This is a genomic window from Hyphomonas sp. NPDC076881, from assembly GCF_050269995.1.
Lineage (GTDB): Bacteria > Pseudomonadota > Alphaproteobacteria > Caulobacterales > Hyphomonadaceae > Hyphomonas.
In genome coordinates this window covers 96,558-113,925 of the sequence record NZ_JBNNJJ010000002.1, presented here as the reverse complement: position 1 = coordinate 113,925, position 17,368 = coordinate 96,558, and the positions used below count along the sequence as shown (strand labels likewise).

22 protein-coding genes are annotated in these 17,368 nt (G+C 62.8%); 11 read left to right on the top strand and 11 right to left on the bottom strand.

The features are described from left to right. Nucleotides 1–103: 103 nt before the first annotated feature. Genes ACQKI2_RS02490 through hemE form a run of 3 tightly spaced genes read right to left on the bottom strand, consistent with a single transcriptional unit; the run spans nucleotide 104 to nucleotide 2,685 of the window. Nucleotides 104–547, bottom strand: coding sequence for a CopD family protein (locus tag ACQKI2_RS02490; protein ID WP_427378154.1), 444 nt, complete (start codon nucleotides 545–547; stop codon nucleotides 104–106). 14 nt (nucleotides 548–561) lie between these two features. Then, nucleotides 562–1,635 (bottom strand): ferrochelatase, encoded by a 1,074-nt coding sequence (hemH, locus tag ACQKI2_RS02485; protein ID WP_427378153.1) that lies wholly within the window; start codon nucleotides 1,633–1,635, stop codon nucleotides 562–564. A gap of 15 nt (nucleotides 1,636–1,650) precedes the next feature. After that, nucleotides 1,651–2,685, bottom strand: coding sequence for a uroporphyrinogen decarboxylase (gene hemE, locus ACQKI2_RS02480; protein WP_427378152.1), 1,035 nt, complete (start codon nucleotides 2,683–2,685; stop codon nucleotides 1,651–1,653). A 341-nt stretch (nucleotides 2,686–3,026) separates the two neighbouring features. Here hemE and ACQKI2_RS02475 point away from each other — a divergent pair, with 341 nt between their 5' ends. Genes ACQKI2_RS02475 through dnaQ form a run of 5 tightly spaced genes read left to right on the top strand, consistent with a single transcriptional unit; the run spans nucleotide 3,027 to nucleotide 6,571 of the window. Beyond that, nucleotides 3,027–3,869 (top strand): pyruvate, water dikinase regulatory protein, encoded by an 843-nt coding sequence (locus tag ACQKI2_RS02475; RefSeq protein ID WP_427378151.1) that lies wholly within the window; start codon nucleotides 3,027–3,029, stop codon nucleotides 3,867–3,869. Next, complete coding sequence (locus ACQKI2_RS02470; RefSeq protein ID WP_427378150.1) at nucleotides 3,866–4,462, top strand: Maf family protein; 597 nt, start codon at nucleotides 3,866–3,868, stop codon at nucleotides 4,460–4,462. The genes ACQKI2_RS02475 and ACQKI2_RS02470 overlap by 4 nt, the downstream gene beginning before the upstream one ends. Beyond that, the gene (gene aroE, locus ACQKI2_RS02465) at nucleotides 4,459–5,271 is read left to right on the top strand and encodes a shikimate dehydrogenase (protein ID WP_427378149.1); all 813 of its coding nucleotides are present in this window, start codon (nucleotides 4,459–4,461) and stop codon (nucleotides 5,269–5,271) included. Before ACQKI2_RS02470 ends, aroE begins: the two co-directional genes overlap by 4 nt. After that, a complete protein-coding gene (gene coaE, locus ACQKI2_RS02460) occupies nucleotides 5,268–5,876 on the top strand; it encodes a dephospho-CoA kinase (protein WP_427378148.1) in 609 nt (202 codons plus the stop codon). Before aroE ends, coaE begins: the two co-directional genes overlap by 4 nt. Beyond that, nucleotides 5,873–6,571, top strand: coding sequence for a DNA polymerase III subunit epsilon (dnaQ, locus tag ACQKI2_RS02455; protein ID WP_427378147.1), 699 nt, complete (start codon nucleotides 5,873–5,875; stop codon nucleotides 6,569–6,571). The genes coaE and dnaQ overlap by 4 nt, the downstream gene beginning before the upstream one ends. 7 nt (nucleotides 6,572–6,578) lie before the next feature. Here the strand turns inward: dnaQ and secB are convergent, their stop codons facing one another. Beyond that, on the bottom strand, nucleotides 6,579–7,076 hold the full coding sequence (gene secB, locus ACQKI2_RS02450) for a protein-export chaperone SecB (protein WP_035597329.1): 498 nt from the start codon (nucleotides 7,074–7,076) through the stop codon (nucleotides 6,579–6,581). Nucleotides 7,077–7,225: 149 nt separating this feature from the next. On the opposite strand from secB, the gene ACQKI2_RS02445 reads away from it, so the two are divergent. From ACQKI2_RS02445 to ACQKI2_RS02435, 3 genes are all read left to right on the top strand, one after another. Next, nucleotides 7,226–7,840 carry a Tim44/TimA family putative adaptor protein gene (locus ACQKI2_RS02445; protein ID WP_427378146.1) on the top strand — a complete coding sequence of 205 codons (615 nt, stop codon included), beginning with the start codon at nucleotides 7,226–7,228 and terminating at the stop codon, nucleotides 7,838–7,840. 120 nt (nucleotides 7,841–7,960) lie between these two features. Beyond that, nucleotides 7,961–9,124 carry a murein transglycosylase A gene (gene mltA, locus ACQKI2_RS02440; protein WP_427378145.1) on the top strand — a complete coding sequence of 388 codons (1,164 nt, stop codon included), beginning with the start codon at nucleotides 7,961–7,963 and terminating at the stop codon, nucleotides 9,122–9,124. Nucleotides 9,125–9,128: 4 nt separating this feature from the next. Continuing rightward, nucleotides 9,129–9,662 carry a Smr/MutS family protein gene (locus ACQKI2_RS02435; RefSeq protein WP_427378144.1) on the top strand — a complete coding sequence of 178 codons (534 nt, stop codon included), beginning with the start codon at nucleotides 9,129–9,131 and terminating at the stop codon, nucleotides 9,660–9,662. A gap of 52 nt (nucleotides 9,663–9,714) precedes the next feature. Here ACQKI2_RS02435 and ACQKI2_RS02430 read toward each other — a convergent pair whose 3' ends face one another. Both ACQKI2_RS02430 and ACQKI2_RS02425 read right to left on the bottom strand, forming a co-directional pair. Continuing rightward, nucleotides 9,715–10,386 carry a DUF1013 domain-containing protein gene (locus ACQKI2_RS02430; protein WP_035597320.1) on the bottom strand — a complete coding sequence of 224 codons (672 nt, stop codon included), beginning with the start codon at nucleotides 10,384–10,386 and terminating at the stop codon, nucleotides 9,715–9,717. Nucleotides 10,387–10,525: 139 nt separating this feature from the next. Continuing rightward, entirely contained in the window at nucleotides 10,526–11,500 is a 975-nt protein-coding gene (locus tag ACQKI2_RS02425) for an NAD(P)H-quinone oxidoreductase (protein ID WP_427378143.1), read from the bottom strand. 93 nt (nucleotides 11,501–11,593) lie between these two features. On the opposite strand from ACQKI2_RS02425, the gene ACQKI2_RS02420 reads away from it, so the two are divergent. Together ACQKI2_RS02420 and ACQKI2_RS02415 are read left to right on the top strand one after the other, a co-directional pair. After that, entirely contained in the window at nucleotides 11,594–11,779 is a 186-nt protein-coding gene (locus ACQKI2_RS02420) for a DUF1192 family protein (RefSeq protein ID WP_427378142.1), read from the top strand. Nucleotides 11,780–11,845: 66 nt separating this feature from the next. Next, nucleotides 11,846–12,388 carry a DUF1465 family protein gene (locus tag ACQKI2_RS02415; protein WP_427378141.1) on the top strand — a complete coding sequence of 181 codons (543 nt, stop codon included), beginning with the start codon at nucleotides 11,846–11,848 and terminating at the stop codon, nucleotides 12,386–12,388. Between the two features lie 34 nt (nucleotides 12,389–12,422). On the opposite strand, the gene ACQKI2_RS02410 is transcribed toward ACQKI2_RS02415, so the two are convergent. Next, on the bottom strand, nucleotides 12,423–13,031 hold the full coding sequence (locus tag ACQKI2_RS02410; RefSeq protein WP_035597307.1) for a TetR/AcrR family transcriptional regulator: 609 nt from the start codon (nucleotides 13,029–13,031) through the stop codon (nucleotides 12,423–12,425). Between the two features lie 151 nt (nucleotides 13,032–13,182). Here ACQKI2_RS02410 and ACQKI2_RS02405 point away from each other — a divergent pair, with 151 nt between their 5' ends. Beyond that, the gene (locus ACQKI2_RS02405; RefSeq protein WP_035597304.1) at nucleotides 13,183–13,806 is read left to right on the top strand and encodes a carbonic anhydrase; all 624 of its coding nucleotides are present in this window, start codon (nucleotides 13,183–13,185) and stop codon (nucleotides 13,804–13,806) included. 76 nt (nucleotides 13,807–13,882) lie between these two features. Here the strand turns inward: ACQKI2_RS02405 and ppa are convergent, their stop codons facing one another. The 4 genes from ppa to arsB all read right to left on the bottom strand — a co-directional run bounded on the left by ppa (nucleotide 13,883) and on the right by arsB (nucleotide 17,362). Next, on the bottom strand, nucleotides 13,883–14,419 hold the full coding sequence (gene ppa, locus ACQKI2_RS02400; protein WP_427378140.1) for an inorganic diphosphatase: 537 nt from the start codon (nucleotides 14,417–14,419) through the stop codon (nucleotides 13,883–13,885). A 131-nt stretch (nucleotides 14,420–14,550) separates the two neighbouring features. Beyond that, entirely contained in the window at nucleotides 14,551–15,813 is a 1,263-nt protein-coding gene (locus tag ACQKI2_RS02395; protein ID WP_427378139.1) for a hypothetical protein, read from the bottom strand. A 101-nt stretch (nucleotides 15,814–15,914) separates the two neighbouring features. Next, on the bottom strand, nucleotides 15,915–16,334 hold the full coding sequence (gene arsC / locus ACQKI2_RS02390; RefSeq protein ID WP_427378138.1) for an arsenate reductase (glutaredoxin): 420 nt from the start codon (nucleotides 16,332–16,334) through the stop codon (nucleotides 15,915–15,917). Further along, the gene (gene arsB / locus ACQKI2_RS02385; RefSeq protein WP_427378137.1) at nucleotides 16,331–17,362 is read right to left on the bottom strand and encodes an ACR3 family arsenite efflux transporter; all 1,032 of its coding nucleotides are present in this window, start codon (nucleotides 17,360–17,362) and stop codon (nucleotides 16,331–16,333) included. The genes arsC and arsB overlap by 4 nt, the downstream gene beginning before the upstream one ends. Nucleotides 17,363–17,368: the final 6 nt, after the last annotated feature.

The window sequence follows — 17,368 nt, the reverse complement described above, 5'->3', positions numbered from 1 at the left end:
GCCGGGCGAATATACATCGCGGCGCCAAAGGACTTGGCGGGCCAGCCCGTGCCTTATCCGTCACAAACCAGCCACCCGTCAAGCGATTGTGGCCGTGGCCTGGTCAGAAAGGCTTAACGATCACCAGGATCACGATGATGATCATCAGCAGGAACGGCACTTCGTTCATCATCCGCAGCGTCTTTGCCTGAACGGTGCCCGTTACCCGGTCCACCTTCTTGCCAAGCCCTATGAAGTAGCCATGCAGGCCGGAAATGATCAGCACGAGCAGAAGTTTCGCGTGAAACCATCCCTCAAGATAAAGCTGGCCGCCGCGTTGCCAGTCGACATAGACCATGGCGAGGCCGAAAACCCAGACGAGAATAAGGCTGGGATTGAGGATGATCATCCGGAGCTGGCCGGATGATTTCTTCATCGTCTCGAACAGCGGCTCGCCGGGCTGGCTGGAAAGCTGGTGGATCTTGTAGCGCGGATAGACCAGCAGGCCCGCCATCAGCGCGATGACGAAAACGACATGCCCGGCCTTCAGCCAGTTGTAGAGGTCCATGTCTGCGCTCCCCGTTAAACGGCGTTTTCCGTGATACGGACGCCGGCTTTCTGTTTTGTTTCTGCATGGGGGCAACCGCTCCAGCCGGAAGGGCAGAGGCGGCCTCCGGCGCAGGAGCGGATGGCCTCCTTCATCGAGAGCGCCTCAGTCACTTCGCCCGCCATGGTCGAGATAAAGCCGGGATGGGTGCCCAGCGCTTCCACCCGGGTATAGCTTGCCGCGCCATGCTTCTCCGCAACGAGGCGGTACTCTTCGCCAAGTTCCACCAGTGTTTCGATATGCTCAGACACAAAGGCAATCGGCGCGATCAGAATATTTCCGCCCTGATCAGAAATCCGGGCGATCTCTTCCTCAGTTGCCGGGCCGATCCATTTCATCGGGCCGACACGGGACTGGTAGCAGACGCTGACCTCCCAATGGGCAGGCACGCGCCCGGCGACCATTTCGGCCAGCGCCTCGCACTGCCACTGATACGGATCGCCCGCTTTGATAACACTTTCCGGCAGGCCATGGGCCGAGAGGAGGAGGTTTACCTTATCCGGCCGGCCGGCCCGTTCCCAGGCTTCCATGATCCGGTCGATATGGGCGGAAACGAAATTTTCCTCGAAGGGATAGCAGCAGACCGTGCGGCTCTTGCCCTTGTACGCCTTGTTCCAGGTGGTGAGGGAAGAGCCCGTCGTGGTCGTGGAGAATTGGGGATAAAGAGGCAGGAGGACGACCTCATCAGCGCCCCATTTCTGAACTTCGGCTGCGGCTTCCTCTGTGAAGGGATGCCAATAGCGCATGGCGATGAAGCAGCGAACCTCATCCCCCGGAAGCCGCTTTGCCAGTTCTGCCTCAAGCGCAGCGGACTGTTTCTTCGTCTCGCCGAGCAGGGGAGAACCGCCGCCGGCATCCATCAGGGCATAGTTTTGCTTCACCATAGGGGCGCGCCGGGAAGAAATTATCCTGGCAACCAGCCATCTGATCGGAAGATGTGCCCGGATGATGGCGGGATCACGGAATAGATTTTTCAGGAAGGGCTGAACATCGTCGCCAGTATCCGGGCCACCCAGATTGAACAGCACAACAGCGATCCGGCGGCCCATCTCGGCCCTCACTTTCTATTCGGTTCTGATCAGTTCCAACACGCGCTCGACATGCGCAATCGGGGTCTCGGGGCGGATGCCATGACCGAGATTGAAGATATGGGGCCGGCCCCGGTAGGCGTCCAGCAATTGCCGGACCCGTGCGTCAAGTCGCCCACCCCCTTCGATCAGCAGCAGGGGATCGAGATGCCCCTGAACCGGAAAGCCAGCCGGAAGCTGGGCATTGACGAAAGCGGGGGAGGCCGCCGTATCGAGGCCAACGGCGGTCACCCCGGTTTCGCGAACATATTCGGGCAGCATGACGCCTGCGCCGCGCGGAAAGCCGATCACCGGCACCGTAATGCCCATCTCCCGAAGCCGGGCGACCAGCTTCTTCGTCGGTTGGATCACCACTTCGCGGAAGATGTTGTCAGGCAGACCCTCAGCCCAGCTGTCGAACAGCATCAGCGCGTCGGCCCCCGCCTCAACCTGGCGGGAAAGATAATACGCCGTTGCTTCGGTGACCTGGTCCATCACCGCGGCCAGATCCTCCGGCCGGCCATGGGCCCAGCGCCAGGCGGTGGACTTGTCGGTCTTTCCGCGCCCTTCGACCGCATAAAGGCTTACCGTCCAGGGGGACCCTGCAAATCCGATCAGCGTGGTGGAGGAGGGCAGGGCCGCTTTGACGCGGGAAACGGTTTCATAAACAGGCGCCAGCCGGTCAGCCGCCTTCTGGGGTGTAACCCTTCCCAGATCAGACGGGCCGGAGATCTGCTCGACCAGGGGGCCTTCCCCTTTCTCGAAAGCCACTTTCAGACCCATCGCATCCAGAATCAGCAGGATGTCTGCGAACAGAATTGCCCCATCCATGCCATAGCGGCGGATGGGCTGAAGGGTGGCTTCGGTGGCCAGAGAAGGCGTGTAGCAGAAGTCCAGGAAATCCTTCGCTCTGGCTCTCGTCTCCAGATATTCGGGCAGGTGGCGCCCAGCCTGGCGCATCATCCATACCGGAGGAACTTTCACAGCCTCGCCTGACAGCACAGCCAGCAATTTCTTAACGGACGTTGCCACGCAGTCCCCTTCCCGATCTCATCTAAAAGCCCGTCAGGGCGCTTATGATTATAACCCCGAGGGATTCAGGGATAACCCGTCTGTTAACGCTTTATCCCGCCAAATCCACAGGCGAGTCACAGAATGGTCCGCGACGCTTTGGCGTTTCAAATCCGAAATGAGTCAATGGTTAACAGGGTGTAAATGTCCGTGTTGGAATCACAGAGGAGAACGCAGCGTGACTCTCCAGAGGTGAGAATCCTGCAATTGTGAGTCGCCTGTGAATCCGTGTGTGTGATTTGAAATTCCACATGGGAGTCACACCCCTTGTGAAATCGCCGCCAGACCGGCAAGAGACGTTCGTGACCCAGCCTCAACGCCCCAGCATCTATTTCAATGTGCATCTCGTGTCCGACAGTACGGGCGAGACGCTCAACGCCGTCCAGCGCGCGGCCTGTGCCCAGTTCGAGAATGTGCAGCCGCTGGAACACAACTATTACCTCGTTCGCTCCGAACGTCAGCTTGAAAGAGTGATGAAGGAGATCGAGGCGGCCCCCGGCGTGGTGTGGTATACTATTTCAGATGGCGCCCTGCGTGGGCGGCTGGAAGCCTTCTGCCGTGAGCGGAGCATTCCGACCCTGCCGGTGCTGGACCCGTCCATCGCCATGCTGAGCCGCCACCTGGGTGTAGCGCCGAATAATCGGGTCGCTGGCCAGCACGCGCTGGACGAGGACTATTTCGAGCGGATGGAAGCCATCAACTTCACTCTCGCCCATGATGACGGGCAGAATGTGGAAAGCCTGATCGGCGCCGACGTTATCCTCCTGGGGGTCAGCCGTACCTCGAAGACGCCCACCTGCGTGTATCTGGCTAACCGGAAAGTGAGGGCAGGGAACATCCCGCTGGTGCCGGGCGTGCCGCTGCCAGAGTTCATGGAAAAGCTCGGCGACAAGGGCCCGCTGGTTGTGGGCCTCAAGATCTCCGCTGAACGCCTCGTGCAGATCCGCCGCCAGCGCCTCATCTCGCTGAATCAGGACGAGGTGACTGAATACGCCGACGAGGAAGCCGTCCGTGACGAGATCACCCAGGCCAACCGCCTGTTTCAGCGCAATGGCTGGAAAACGATCGATGTCTCCCGCCGCTCCGTGGAAGAGACGGCCGCCGGCATTCTCAACATGCTGCACGAACGCTGGGGACATTCATGAGCCTGGCCGTCACGCTTGCGTCCACCAGCAAGAGCCGGCGCGCGCTGCTTGCTGCCGCAGGCGTCGAGGCAGAGAGCGCCGCGCCAAATGTGGATGAGGAAGCCTTCCGCAACACGATGCGCGCCAACAAGCTGCCCGTACGCGAGCAGGCCATGCAGCTAGCCGAACTCAAGGCGATGCGTGTGTCTTCCAAACGCTCCGGCCTGGTGATCGGCGGCGACCAGATGCTCGCCCTTGGCGACCAGGCCTTTGATAAACCGGCTGATATCGAAGCGGCCAAAAATCATCTGCGCCAGCTTTCGGGGAAATCCCATACGTTGGAAACCGCTATTGTGGTCTGTGAAGATGGCGCGCCGGTATGGCGCCACCTCGCCCGGCCGAAACTGACCATGCGCCCGCTCACGGAAGAATATATCGAGAATTATGTCTCGGCCTGTGGCGACGCGCTTCTCTCGACTGTGGGGGCTTACCAGCTCGAGGGTCTGGGCGCGCAGCTGTTTGCGCGGATCGAGGGAGATTATTTCTCCATTCTCGGCCTGCCGCTGCTGCCGCTCCTGGATTACCTCCGTATCCGGAAAGTGCTTCCTACATGACACATCTTCTCGGCGTGGTGGGTGATCCCATCGCCCACTCGCTTTCGCCCTTCATTCACAATGGATGGCTTCGTGCCCACCAGATTGATGCGGTCTATTCCGCCTTCGAGGTAAAGGCAGGGGAGCTGGCCGCCGGGCTCGACGGCCTTGCCCGTCAGGGGGTCATCGGGCTCAACGTCACCCTTCCGCACAAGGAAGACGCGCTGCGCCTCTCCGCATCTGTAAGTGAAACTGCGCAGCGGCTTGGCGCGGTGAATTTTCTTGTCCACCGCGACAATGGCTGGATCGGGGACAATACAGACGCAGGCGGGTTTGCCCTGACACTGGACTATGGCGATATAGATGTCTCCGGCCGCGCCGTTTTCCTGCTCGGGGCAGGGGGCTCAGCCCGGGCGGTGGCGTCGGTTCTGGCCGAGCGGGGCGCGCGGCTGACGATTTGTAACCGGACCGTCGAGCGGGCAGAGGCCCTGGCGCGGGATCTGGCGCCCGGCGCGCGCGTGCTCTCGCTGGAAGAAGGCCTGTGCCAGCTTCCCTCCGCCGCTCTCGTCGTCAACACGCTTAGCCTCGGCCATTCGGGCGGAGAACTTGAGCTGCCGGAGGCGGCCGGCGGCATTTTCTATGACATCAGCTATGGCAAGGGTGCTGCGGCCGCGCTGGCCGAAGCAAAAACCAAGGGATGGCGCACGCTGGACGGGCTCGGCATGCTGGTGGCCCAGGCCGCCATCAGCTTTGATCACTGGTTCGGCATCATGCCGGACATGGCCGAAGCCCATGTCCGCTGCCGCAAACTTGTGGAGGCCACCTCATGATCATCCTCGGGCTGACCGGTTCCATTGGCATGGGCAAGTCTGCCACGGCGAGCCTTTTCCGGGATGGCGGCGTGCCGGTCTATGATGCCGACGCAGCCGTTCATGCGCTGTATGCCGAAGGCGGCGCAGCGGTGGCCCCGATCGAGGAGGCTTTTCCCGGCGTTGCCGATAAGGGTGCCATCGACCGGCAGAAGCTGCGCGCCCGCGTGCTGGATGACGCCGCCGCGATGAAGCGGCTGGAAGGCATCGTCCATCCCCTCGCCGGAGAAGCCCAACTCGATTTCCGCCGCCGCGCGAAGGAGCAGGGGGCGCCGTTCGCGGTGCTGGATATTCCGCTGCTGTTTGAAACCGGCGGAAACCGGCATTGCACCTACACGCTGGTGGTTACCGCGCCGGCCGATGTGCAGCGCGCCCGCGTGCTCGCCCGGCCGGGCATGACGGAAGAGGCGTTCAAGGCCATTCTCGCGCGCCAGATGCCAGACGCCGACAAGCGCGCCCGCGCCGACTTTATCCTGTCGACAGCCCATGGTTTCGACTTTGCACGCGACCAGGTCCGCGCCATCATTGCCCTGATGCAGCGAATCGCATCGGGAGAGGCGCCATGACAGACCGTATCCGCGAAATCGCGTTCGATACCGAAACCACCGGCCTCAATCCGAATGAGGGCGACCGCATCATCGAGATCGGTGCGGTCGAGATGATCAACCACATTCCCACAGGCAAGACGTTCCGCCGCCTGATCAATCCCGGCAAGCCGGTGTCGGAAGCCACGATCCGCATCACCGGCATCACGGATGATCACCTGCGCGACAAGCCGCCGTTCGAGCATCCGGACATTATAGAGGCTTTCCTGGACTTTTTGGGCGACGCCACCATCGTGGCCCACAATGCCAGCTTCGACCGCGGCTTCCTGAATATGGAATTGCAGCGCTGCGGACGGGACATCATTCCGGAGGCGCGCTGGGTTGATACGGTGCAGATCGCGCGCAAACGCTATCCCGGCGCCCCGGCCAGCTTGGACGCGCTCTGCAAGCGCTTCGACATTTCCCTTGAAAGCCGCACCTTCCACGGCGCGCTGCTCGATAGCCAGCTTCTGGCGAGTGTCTATCTGGAGCTGCTCGGCGGGCGTGCTCGCGCCTTTGCGTTCGAACCGGCTTTTGACAGCAGCAGTTACAAGCGTCCCGCAGCGCAACAGCGGCCGCAGCCGCTGGGGTCTCTGATCACCGAGGCAGAGCGCGCCGCCCATGCCGCGCTTGTGGAGAAGCTTGGGCCGGACGCGCTCTGGAAGGCGTATACCTGACGGGCGATCAGTTCGCGCCGCCATTCCCATTCTGCCGCTCTGCGGCGCGCCGGTATTGCGCTTGATACAGCGCGACAAAATCGACCGGATCGATCAGCAGGGGCGGGAAGCCGCCTTCACGGGTGATCTCGGCGATGATCCGGCGGGCAAACGGGAACAGGAGGCGGGGGCATTCGATGAGCAGCATCGGCTCCACCTGGTTTTCCGGAACGCTCTGCAGCTGGAACAGGCCCGCATAATCGAGTTCGGAGATGAACAGGACGGTGTCGCCAGCCGTCGCCTTGGCCGAAAGTTTCAGGGAAACCTCGAACAGGCCGTTGCCATCGGCATGCGGCGTGGCGCCCACATCGATCCCCAGATCGATATTCGGCTGGGTTTGAACCGGTGCATGGCCCGGGTTCTCGAAAGAGAGATCCTTCACATACTGGCCGAGCACGCGAAGGCTCGGCGGATTGGCGGGCTGCTGACCGGGGGTGGGGTTTCCGGGGGCGCTCGTATCTGTCATTATCCACCTCTGAAGTTAGGGCCTCGCGCCTAGCATGCAGCCCCGTCAGGTGCAACGCATGGGCTGGCAACGGGGCGGTACTGGCACTATGTGTGCCTGAGAGCCTGTACTTGAGACCCTGGAATGCACTGAAGGATTTCGCCGCTAAAATGTCCAACCCGCTGATTGAAGTCCTTATCCTTGCGGCTGTCGCCCTGTTCGTTCTGTGGCGCCTTTATTCCGCGCTTGGCAGGGGCGGGGATGAAGGCCCGATGCAGCGTCCTGCGCCAACGCCGGAAAAGCGCGCCCCGCAGGGAGAGGCGCCGGTTCCCATGCAGCGCCGCGTGGACAATGAGCGCCCGATCTTCACCGGCCCGGCCGCCGCTGGCCTGGAAGACATTTATAATGCTGACCGGTCCTTCCGGGCTGAAGAGTTCATGCGCGGCGCCAAGGCCGCCTATCAGATGATTGTGGCCGCCTATGCCAAGGGCGACCGCAACGCCCTGCGCCCGCTTCTGGATGATGATGTTTATGAAGCCTGGGATGCGGCGATTGCAGAGCGGGATGCCAATGGCGCCCGGCCGTTCGAATTGCTGCGCATCAAGAAGGCGGAGATTGAACGCGCTGAACTCGACGGCACTATGGCCAGGGTGATGGTGCGCTACGAGGCGGAACTGGGCGATGGCGAGACCACGCGGATCGCCAGGGAAATCTGGACCTTCATGCGCAACGTGTCCTCCAGCGACCCGAACTGGCTGCTGGACGATGTAGATGTTGCCGCCTGACATATCTCTCAGATGACATGTTAAGAGGTTTCGCGGCATAACCGGCGGGCCATGATCCGTCTTGTCTCCCTTCTTTGTGCCGCCTTGTTTCTGGCTGGATGTCAGTCAACCCCGCGTTCCGTGCCGCCACCTGCACCGCCGCCCGGCCAGCAGGTACCCGGCCTGTTTACGCCCCCGCCGGCCTCCAGCCCGGCAAGCTACCGCGATCTGCCCGGCTGGCAGAGCGCTCCGCTGGCCGCCTCGCTCGAGGCCTTCCGGCGCACTTGTGACCGGTTCTCGCGCCGCGCCTGGGACGCGCCGCTTTCGCGCAACGCCGCCTGGGCCGGAACGGCAGAAGACTGGGCCCCCGCCTGCGCCTCGCTTTCCACCCCGCTGGATGACGCGGCCGCCCGGCGCGTGTTTGAATCCCTCTTCGTCCCTGTCGAGATCATCGACCCGGAAGGCAAGCCGCGCTTCACCGGCTATTTCGAGCCGATGTATGAAGCCCGCCGTTCGCCCGAACCCGGTTTCACTGAGCCTGTGCTTGCCCTGCCGTCAGATTTTGTCGCCAATGGAGACAGCCCGCTCCAGCGCCTGCCCAATGGCACAACCCGTCCTTATCCTCCGCGGGCTGAGATCACTTCCAACGTCTCTGCGCCGGTTATCGCCTGGGCCCACCCCTCGGATGTGTTTTTCCTCCAGGTGCAGGGCTCAGGACGCCTCGTCTTTCCGGATGGCCACACGATGCGCGCCGCTTATGCCGCGCATAATGGCCAGCCTTTCAAATCTGTCGCCAACTGGCTGATCGAAACCGGCCGCATCACGCGGGGGGAGGGGTCGATGCAGGGCATCCGCGCCTGGATGGACCGTGCGTCCCCGGATGAAGTGCGCCTGGCCATGAACATCAATCCGCGCTTTGTCTTCTTCCAGGCACTGCCTGAAGGGGATGTTACGCTTGGTCCCAACGGCGCACACAATGTACCGCTTACCCCGCTCGGTTCGATGGCGGTGGACCCGTCCTTCCATGCGCTGGGCGTGCCAATGTTTGTGCAGACCACCGCGCCCGGCCTCGGCGGGGTCTGGTCCGGCCTGCTGATCGCGCAGGATACCGGCGGCGCCATCAAGGGGCCCGTGCGCGGCGACATCTATTTCGGCACCGGCTTTGACGCGGGCCAGCGCGCAGGCACGATGAATGCGCAGGGCCGTCTCTGGGTGCTCCTGCCACGCAAGGTGGCCGAACGCCTCTATCACACTCTGGGTGCCCGTCCCGTCGCGGCGCTCGAAACTGCGCCGGGCATGGGGTAAGCCGGTGAAAGGCCGCCGGCTCAGCGAAGAAGAGGCCCGCGCCTGGGCGAAAGTTGCCTCGACAGTGAAACGCATCGGCCCGCGCGAAGCGTCGCTGCCGGATTTTCAGGCCGCGCTGGAAGCAGGCGAAGCGGAGCTGCGCGAAGAGAAAAAGCCTGCGCGCAAAACACTCCCCCGCGCTGCTGTGCCCGAACCGCCGGTGCCAAGAGCGCCGGCCTCGCCGGCAGACCGCGGCCGCGAAAAACGGGTGCGGCGCGGCAAGCTGGATATCGCCGCCACTTTTGATCTGCACGGCCATACGCAGATCAGCGCGGCCCGCGCGCTGCCGGTCTTCCTGATGGCTCAACAAGGAGACGGCGCACGCTGCGTGCTCGTCATCACCGGCAAGGGGCGGGAAGGGCAGGGCGTGCTGCGCCGCAACTTTCTGCTCTGGCTGGAAAGCCCGGAGGCGCGGGCGCTCGTTTCAGGCTATGCCGAATCCCATCCCAAGCATGGCGGCAGCGGCGCCTTCTATGTCTTCCTGAGACGGATGGAATAAAAAAGCCGGGCCCTGAAAGGCCCGGCTCTCAAAATTGTCTGTTGCCAGAGGATCAGTCGAAGTCGCGGAACACGTCGGCGGCCGACACGTCCTTCTTGCGGATATCCTCTTCCTCGGCCTCATAGGCGTCAGCGGTATCCTTGGCCGGGGTGAGGCCGGGGCCTTCTCCGCGCGCGGCGCGTTCGGCGTCCATCTTGCGGCGGCGGTCAGACGCCTTGGCGATCACCTCGTCCAGTTCGATCTGGCTGCAGAGGCCCAGCGTCACCGGGTCAACCGGGCGGATGTTCTGGGCGTTCCAGTGAGACTTGTCGCGCACATTGTTGATCGTCGTCTTGGTGGTGCCGATCAGCTTGATGATCTGCGCGTCGGTCACTTCCGGGTGGTTGCGGATGAACCAGGCCACGGCGTCGGGCTTGTCCTGGCGGCGGATCACCGGGGTGTAGCGGCTGCCCTTGCGCTTGGGCTGGGGAATGTGGGCAATCTTCGACTTGGCCACCTGCAGATCATAGTCCGGGTTTTCCTCACCCTTGGCGATCTCTTCGCGCGACAGCATGCCCCCGGCGATCGGGTCAACGCCGCGCATGTTCTCGGCCACATCGCCGTCAGCAATGCCTTTGACCTCAAGATGGTGCAGGCCGCAGAATTTCGCGATCTGCGCGAAGGTCAGCGTCGTGTTGTCGAGGAGCCAGACGGCGGTGGCGCGGGGCATCAGGACATCGGCCATGGAAGTCTCCTGTATCTTTCCAAATCTGGGGCCTGAAATGCAGCCGCCCGGCACGCGAGTGCCGGGCGGGATGAGGTTTCAGGCAAACTGTGAACCTTGAACGGGTTTATAGGGCAAATGCGCCCCCTTGGGAAGCAGTCTATACCTTCAGCAGGATTTTCCCCGAATGGCCGCCCTTGTCCATGTGGGCGAGGGCCACTTCCGCCTCGGCCAGGGAGTAGACCGTATCCAGCACCGGGCGGATCTTCCCGCTGGCCACATGCGGCCAGAAATCCTTCTCCACAGCCGCGCGGATGCGGGATTTCTCCGGCACCGGCCGCGCCCGCAGGGTGGTGGCCATGAGGGAGAGACGCTTCATCAGCACGAGCCCGAAATTCACCGTCGCCGTCATGCCATTCTGATAGGCAATGTTGATGATCCGCCCATCCGCCTTGGCCGCGCCGATATTCTTCTGGATGTAATCGCCGCCCACCATGTCGAGGGTCACATCCGCCCCGGCGGCGGCTTTCACCACCTGCTCGAAATCCTGCGTGCGGTAATTGATGGCAATGTCGGCGCCCAGATCCCGGGCCAGCGTGCATTTGTCCTCTGATCCGGCCGTACCGAAAATCCTGGAGGCGCCGTAAACCTTCGCCATCTGGATCGCCATCACGCCGATGCCGCTGGTGGCGCCGTGGCAAAGGAACGTCTCGCCGGGTTTGAGGCCCGCCCGGTCAAACACATTGGCCCAGGCCGTCATCATCGCTTCGGGGAAGCAGGCCGCCGTCACAAGGTCGATGCTTTCCGGCACCGGCAGCGCAGAGCCTTCATCCACCACCACATGGCTGGCATAGCCCCCGCCCGCCAGCAGCGCGCAAACCCGGTCTCCCGTCTTGAAGCGTGATGCGCCCGGCCCGGCCGCCGCAACGACCCCGGAAACCTCCAGCCCCAAAATGTCCGACGCGCCCGGCGGGGGCGGATAGCGGCCCGCCCGCTGGGCAAGGTCCGCGCGGTTGAGGCCGGCAGCGGCCACCTCGATCAGGATTTCGCCAGGGCCGGGCACGGGCCGGGGCCGCTCGATCAGCGTCAGGGGCGCGCCGGGTTCGCCATGGGCGGCGGTCATGAGTGCGGTCATCGGGATAACTCCTTGCGCAGGTTTTAAGGCTCTCGGAGTCGCTTCTAGCCCGGCTTTCTGCTTTGATGAAACCAGTGAGACGGAGGCATCCCCATGGCACTCAATGATGAAGAGCCCGTCCTGGTGCGCAAGGCGCAGGGGCTCGACCAGATGTCGATCGATGAACTGGAAACGCGCATCGGCGAGCTGAAAGCCGAAATTCTGGCCTGCGAAGCCGAGATTGAAAAAAAGAAAGCGCAGAAACGCGCCGCAGATGCGCTGTTTGGTGGTAACAGTTAAGCGGGCCGAAACGGCTTGCGGGTTAAACTCGCAGAGATATGCCGCGAGAATGCGTGGAGAGATGTGATGGCAGAGCGCGATTTTGTTCCTCCGCAGCCGCTGGAGCCGTTCACGGGCGGCAAGCTTTTCGACACCGTGTTCACGCGCGGCATGGCCCTGGTTGAGGAAACCGCCGCCTATCTCGATGGCCCTGGCCGCGAGCAGTCCAAAAGCCTGCCCCGCGAAGCCAGCCTCACTTATTCGGCCTGGAGCATGGAGCTGACCACGCGCCTGATGCAGGCGGCATCCTGGTTGGTGATGCAGAAGGCCGTGCGCGACGGCGATATGCTCCGCGAAGATGCCAGCGCCCGGAAATATCGCATCCGCCGGGACGAGCCCGCGCTTGATCCGGCAATGCAGGAGGGCAGGGGCCTGCCGCCCCGCTTCCTCGAACTCGTCGGCCGGGCCGAAGCCCTGTTCGAACAGATCTGCCGCCTGGATGAAGCGCTCTACCAGCCCGGCCACGGGGCCCCGTCAGCCAATCCGGTGTCCCAGCAGATCGCCGCGCTTCAGAAAGCGGCCGATACCGGCGCATTTGATCCGCTGATGATCTGGCGCCGCGCCAAGTAAGTTCCGGCGCCAGAACCGTTCAGCCTTCAGCCTGTCAGAATTGCGCGTAGGTCCGCAGGAAGGCAGTTGCCTGTTCGGCGCAGAAGCCTTCCTTCACCGGCGCGCGCGAGATGGTCAGGCGGTGGAAGATCGGCCCGAGCAGCTGTTCAAGCACATCATCCAGTTCGAAATCGCGGCGGATCACCCGTTTGGCCGCCAGTTCCGCCAGCAACATTCGCAGCGGCTGGCGAATGTCGCGGCCAACCCAGGCGCGCCAGACTTCGCCGGCATCCTTGTCATCGGCCGCCGCCAGCAGCGCCACCCGCAGAACGGCATGGCCATGGCCGGTGCGCGCGGCCGCTTCCAGCGGGATGATCAGCGCGGTGATGCGCTCCTGCGGGTCGCGCCCGCCATCCGGGGCGTCGGGGATCAGTGCAAGGGCGGCGTCCACGCACATTGCGCCGATGGAGGGCCACCAGCGATAGATCGTCTGTTTTGAGGCGCTGGCCCGCTTGGCGACCGAATCGACACTGAACCCGCGCCAGCCATTCTCCGCCATCTCGTCGCGCGCGGCTTCCAGAATGGCCGCTTTCGACACTTCGCTGCGCGTCGGGCCTTTGCGGGAGCGTGAGGGCGTGCTCGGGGTCTCGGTCGGCGTGCTCATCTCTGGTTCTCCATGGCGGCCTGCCTTGATAAACCGGATTCGGCCCTCAGGCGAGACTGACCGTTCCGTGTTAACGAGGATTCGTTTCAAATTTGCTTGCGCCGCAGCAATTTTTGGGCGATCCGCGCGTCCGACAGCTTGGAGAACTGGGATGAAAACCGTTGATGACATGATCACCGGCTACCGGCGCTTCCGCTCCGGTGCCTATGCCGAGCAGGTAGAACTCTATCAGCAGCTGAGCCAGGGTCAGGACCCGGACATCATGCTGATCGGCTGTGCCGATAGCCGCGCAGAGCCTTCGGACATTTTCAATGCGGCCCCCGGACAGATGTTCGTGGTGCGCAACGTGGCCAATCTGGTGCCGCCCTATCAGCCCAATGGCGGGCTGCACGGGGTTTCGGCGGCGCTCGAATTTGCCGTCAACATTCTCAAGGTGAAGATCATCGTGGTGATGGGCCATGGCGGTTGCGGCGGTGTCACCGCCTCCCTTACCAAGAATGACAGCCCACTGATCGGCGAGTTTGTGGCCCCTTGGGTGAAGCTGCTCGATGAAGCGCGGGAGCGCGTGCTGGCCAGCCAGCCGGTAAACCCGCAATTTGCCCTCGAGCTGGAAGGCATTGAAACCTCCATCGAAAACCTGATGACCTTCCCTTTCGTCCGCGAGAAGGTCGAGGCCGGCACGCTGGAAATCCACGGCGCCTGGTTTGCTATCCGGCATGGCGAACTGCATTGGCGCAACCCGCGCTCGAAGCGCTTCGAGATCGTCGCGCCGTAACCCCGCCAGGCGGTAAAAACAAAACGGCCCGGAAGGATTTTCCCTCCGGGCCGTTTTCGTTTCTGAAGGCGAAGCCTTACTTGGAGTTTGCCTGCTCGCGGACCACGGCTTCGCGGATCAGTTCGCGCGCCTTTTCGATGCCCTGCCAGCCGTCGATGCGGGTCCATTTGCCCTTCTCGAGGTCTTTGTAATGCTCGAAGAAGTGCTGGATCTTGTCGCAGAGGGTCTGCGGCAGATCATGATAGGTCGAGATCTTGTCGTAATAGCCCGTCAGTTTCGGGTGCGGCACAGCGAGGATCTTCTCGTCCGGGCCCTTGTCGTCGGTCATCAGCAGCACGCCGACCGGGCGCGCGCGCAGCACAGAACCGGGCACCAGCGGACGGTTGCCCACCACCATCACGTCCACCGGATCACCATCCAGGCTCAGCGTGTGGGGCACAAAGCCGTAATTACAGGGATAGCGCATCTCGGTGTAGAGGAAGCGGTCAACGAACATCGCGCCGGAGGCCTTGTCGATCTCGTATTTGATCGCATCGCCGCCCAGGGGAACCTCGATCAGAACGTTGATGTCGTCGGGCGGATTTTGGCCGGCGGATATTTTGGAAAGGTCCATGAGCGCGTCGCGTCCTTCGCTGTGGGAGGGCAGGAAAGTTCGGCGCTCCGATGAACTGCAGATGGCTTCAGGTCAAGGCCCGGATCGTTAACTAAACGGGTTATCGGCGCATAGAGCCGGGCCTGACGGGCTCAAAGCGATTCCCGAAACCAGCCGGCGATTTGCTCTCCCTCGCGCTCGGCCATAAGCGTCAGAAAGCCCTCAAGCGTTTCTGTTTGCTGCTCATAGGCGGCGCGAAGAAGGCCGTCCATGGCGTCCTCGCCGATAGAGTCCTGCAGTTTCCACAGCAGGGAAGGGCCCTTCTCGTAAAGCAGGCTGTGCCGGGCGGCGCCAAATCCGTTGAGGGTCAGGATCGACCCCTCCGCTTCGGCTGCAGCCTCATCAAGAGCGGCGCGGCGCGTTGCCAGCCAGTCTTTTCCCCAGGCGGCTTCTCCGCGCCGCATGGCCAGATATTCGGCAAAAGATTCTGACAGAAACTCGTCTGCCGTCCCTGGCTGTCCGGCCGACCACCACAGATGCGCGACCTCATGGTTGAGCGTGTCGAGCTGCACCGCCAGATCGGAGAGGTTCATCACGATAAAATCCCCCGCCGTGGCATAGGCCTGGTTGGGATAGACGAGGCCGGGGTCGATATTGGGATAAAGCAGCGTGATCGCGGACTTGTCCGTGCGTGGCGGGCCAAACATCCCGGCATAATAGCTGTAGGCGTCACCCACGGTGCCCAGAATGTCGTCTGCCTTCGGCTCGGGCACAACGCTGTAGAGCCGCGCCGAGAGCCCGCTGCCCAGCTCGCGTGTCTCCATCACCCAGCTGTCCGACATCGCAAAGGTAATCCGGCCGCCCACCGGCCCGCCCGGATCGAGCGTCCAGCGGCCCGGCGCCGTCTGCACGGCTTTCCCCGGTCCGGCCACTTCATACGCTTCGGGCACTTCCAGCGTCAGTTGAGACCGCACCAGCGCCTCTTCCAGCCAGACCGGATACCACAAGGTTTCCAGCGTCATCTCTGTCCAGCCGGGCGAGACCACACCCCGGCCAATGAAGATGTCGTCCGTCGTGATATGGCCATCATACGCAAAGGCCATCTCCAGCCTGTCGCCCTTCTGCAGCGGGCGTTCCGGCGTCACGATAATCGCCTGCGTTTTCTCCAGCACCTCTCCGCCAAACATCGCCACCGGCTCGATGCGCGCGGCTTCTCCGCCGCCAAAGGTGAACTGGCTGATCGTCACCCCCGAATTCAGCAGCAGGCGGATTTCCGCCACATCCCCATCGGCAACTACGGTGAATGTTCCGTGAGCGGATATCGCCCCGCTGGCCGGATCAAATCGGGCGGCAAGGTCATACTGGTTTGAAAGATCCTCGGCCGCCGCGGTGGCCTCGATAAGAAGGACTGCCAAGGCGGAGAGCACCGGGCGGATTGCGCGATTCGGGGAAAGGCCAGTAAGCATCCCGCTCACGCTAAAGTCTTCTGGTCTTGCGCCAACCCTGAAAATTCAGGTCAGCCCATCCTGCGCCCTTCGGCGTCGAGGATCATCTCGCCGTCTTCCTTGTAGATCGGGCCGGGTGGCATCGTCTCCAGCAGGTCCAGAACCTGCTCGCTCGGGCGGCAGAGGCGCACGCCCTTCGGGCTGCACACGATGGGCCGGTTGACGAGGACTGGATGCTCCAGCATCGCCGCCAGGATTGTCGCGTCGCTAACACCGGGCTCCAGCAGGCCGAGCTCCCTGGCCGGAGACTTTGTTTCGCGCAATGCGGCGCGCGGCGTGAGGCTCGCCGCGGCGAAAAGACCGAGCAGCTGAGCCCGGCTCCAGCCTTCTGTCAGATATTCGATCACCACGGGGGTCTCACCGCTCGCCTCGATGATGGCGAGTACATTGCGCGACGTGCCGCAGTCAGGGTTGTGATGGATGACGATCATGCCGTTTCCTCCTCCTTGAAGGCGCTGCGGGTGCGGTTGGCGAAGGCGACAAGCGTCAGCATCACCGGTACTTCCACCAGCACGCCGACCACCGTTGCCAGGGCGGCGCCGGAGTTGAGCCCAAACAGGCTGATCGCGACGGCCACAGCCAGCTCGAAAAAGTTCGACGTGCCGATCAGCGCGCAGGGCGCGGCCACTTTGTGCGGTACTTTCCAGGCCCAGGCCGCCGCATAGGCGAGGGCGAAGATGCCATAGGACTGGATGAGGATCGGCACGGCGATCAGCCCAATGACAAGGGGGGAGGCGAGGATTGTCCCGCTCTGAAATCCGAACAGAAGCACCACCGTCGCCAGAAGGCCGATCACGGAGAGCGGCTTTATCCTCTGCGTGAAACGTTCCACTTCCCCGGCGCCACCCCGCTTCATCAGCCCGCTGCGCATGATCACGCCAGCAATCAGCGGGATCACGACATAGAGCAATACTGACAGGATCAGCGTCTCCCAGGGCACAAATATGTCCGTCACGCCGAGCAGCAGCGCAACAATCGGCGCAAAGGCAAACACCATCACCGCATCATTCACGCTCACCTGAACCAGCGTATAGTTTGGGTCGCCTCTCGTCAGTTGAGACCAGACAAACACCATCGCCGTACACGGCGCCGCGCCCAGCAGGATAAGGCCGGCGATGTAACCTTCGGCATCCTCCGGCGGGATCAGCCCGGCAAATACATGCCGGAAGAACACAACACCCAGAAGCGCCATGCTGAACGGCTTGATCAGCCAGTTGACCACCAGCGTGATGATCAGGCCCTTCGGCCGCTCGCCCACGCGCCGCATGGCGGAGAAATCCACCCCGATCATCATTGGCCAGACCATCGCCCAGATCAGCACGGCAACGGCGAAATTCACATTGGCATATTCCAGCGCCGCCAACGCCTGAAAGGCGCCCGGCACAAGCAGGCCAAGACCGATCCCCGCAAGGATGCAGAGACCGACCCAGACCGAAAGGTATTTTTCAAACGCCCCCATTGATCC

Excerpts from the sequence above, each read along its gene's own strand:
- ACQKI2_RS02490 (WP_427378154.1), bottom strand. The coding sequence starts at position 547 with ATGGACCTCTACAACTGGCTGAAGGCCGGGCATGTCGTTTTCGTCATC.
- hemH (WP_427378153.1), bottom strand. The coding sequence starts at position 1,635 with ATGGGCCGCCGGATCGCTGTTGTGCTGTTCAATCTGGGTGGCCCGGAT.
- ACQKI2_RS02470 (WP_427378150.1), top strand. The coding sequence starts at position 3,866 with ATGAGCCTGGCCGTCACGCTTGCGTCCACCAGCAAGAGCCGGCGCGCG.
- aroE (WP_427378149.1), top strand. The coding sequence starts at position 4,459 with ATGACACATCTTCTCGGCGTGGTGGGTGATCCCATCGCCCACTCGCTT.
- coaE (WP_427378148.1), top strand. The coding sequence starts at position 5,268 with ATGATCATCCTCGGGCTGACCGGTTCCATTGGCATGGGCAAGTCTGCC.
- dnaQ (WP_427378147.1), top strand. The coding sequence starts at position 5,873 with ATGACAGACCGTATCCGCGAAATCGCGTTCGATACCGAAACCACCGGC.
- secB (WP_035597329.1), bottom strand. The coding sequence starts at position 7,076 with ATGACAGATACGAGCGCCCCCGGAAACCCCACCCCCGGTCAGCAGCCC.
- ACQKI2_RS02445 (WP_427378146.1), top strand. The coding sequence starts at position 7,226 with ATGTCCAACCCGCTGATTGAAGTCCTTATCCTTGCGGCTGTCGCCCTG.
- ACQKI2_RS02430 (WP_035597320.1), bottom strand. The coding sequence starts at position 10,386 with ATGGCCGATGTCCTGATGCCCCGCGCCACCGCCGTCTGGCTCCTCGAC.
- ACQKI2_RS02425 (WP_427378143.1), bottom strand. The coding sequence starts at position 11,500 with ATGACCGCACTCATGACCGCCGCCCATGGCGAACCCGGCGCGCCCCTG.
- ACQKI2_RS02420 (WP_427378142.1), top strand. The coding sequence starts at position 11,594 with ATGGCACTCAATGATGAAGAGCCCGTCCTGGTGCGCAAGGCGCAGGGG.
- ACQKI2_RS02415 (WP_427378141.1), top strand. The coding sequence starts at position 11,846 with ATGGCAGAGCGCGATTTTGTTCCTCCGCAGCCGCTGGAGCCGTTCACG.
- ACQKI2_RS02410 (WP_035597307.1), bottom strand. The coding sequence starts at position 13,031 with ATGAGCACGCCGACCGAGACCCCGAGCACGCCCTCACGCTCCCGCAAA.
- ACQKI2_RS02405 (WP_035597304.1), top strand. The coding sequence starts at position 13,183 with ATGAAAACCGTTGATGACATGATCACCGGCTACCGGCGCTTCCGCTCC.
- ppa (WP_427378140.1), bottom strand. The coding sequence starts at position 14,419 with ATGGACCTTTCCAAAATATCCGCCGGCCAAAATCCGCCCGACGACATC.
- arsC (WP_427378138.1), bottom strand. The coding sequence starts at position 16,334 with ATGATCGTCATCCATCACAACCCTGACTGCGGCACGTCGCGCAATGTA.
- arsB (WP_427378137.1), bottom strand. The coding sequence starts at position 17,362 with ATGGGGGCGTTTGAAAAATACCTTTCGGTCTGGGTCGGTCTCTGCATC.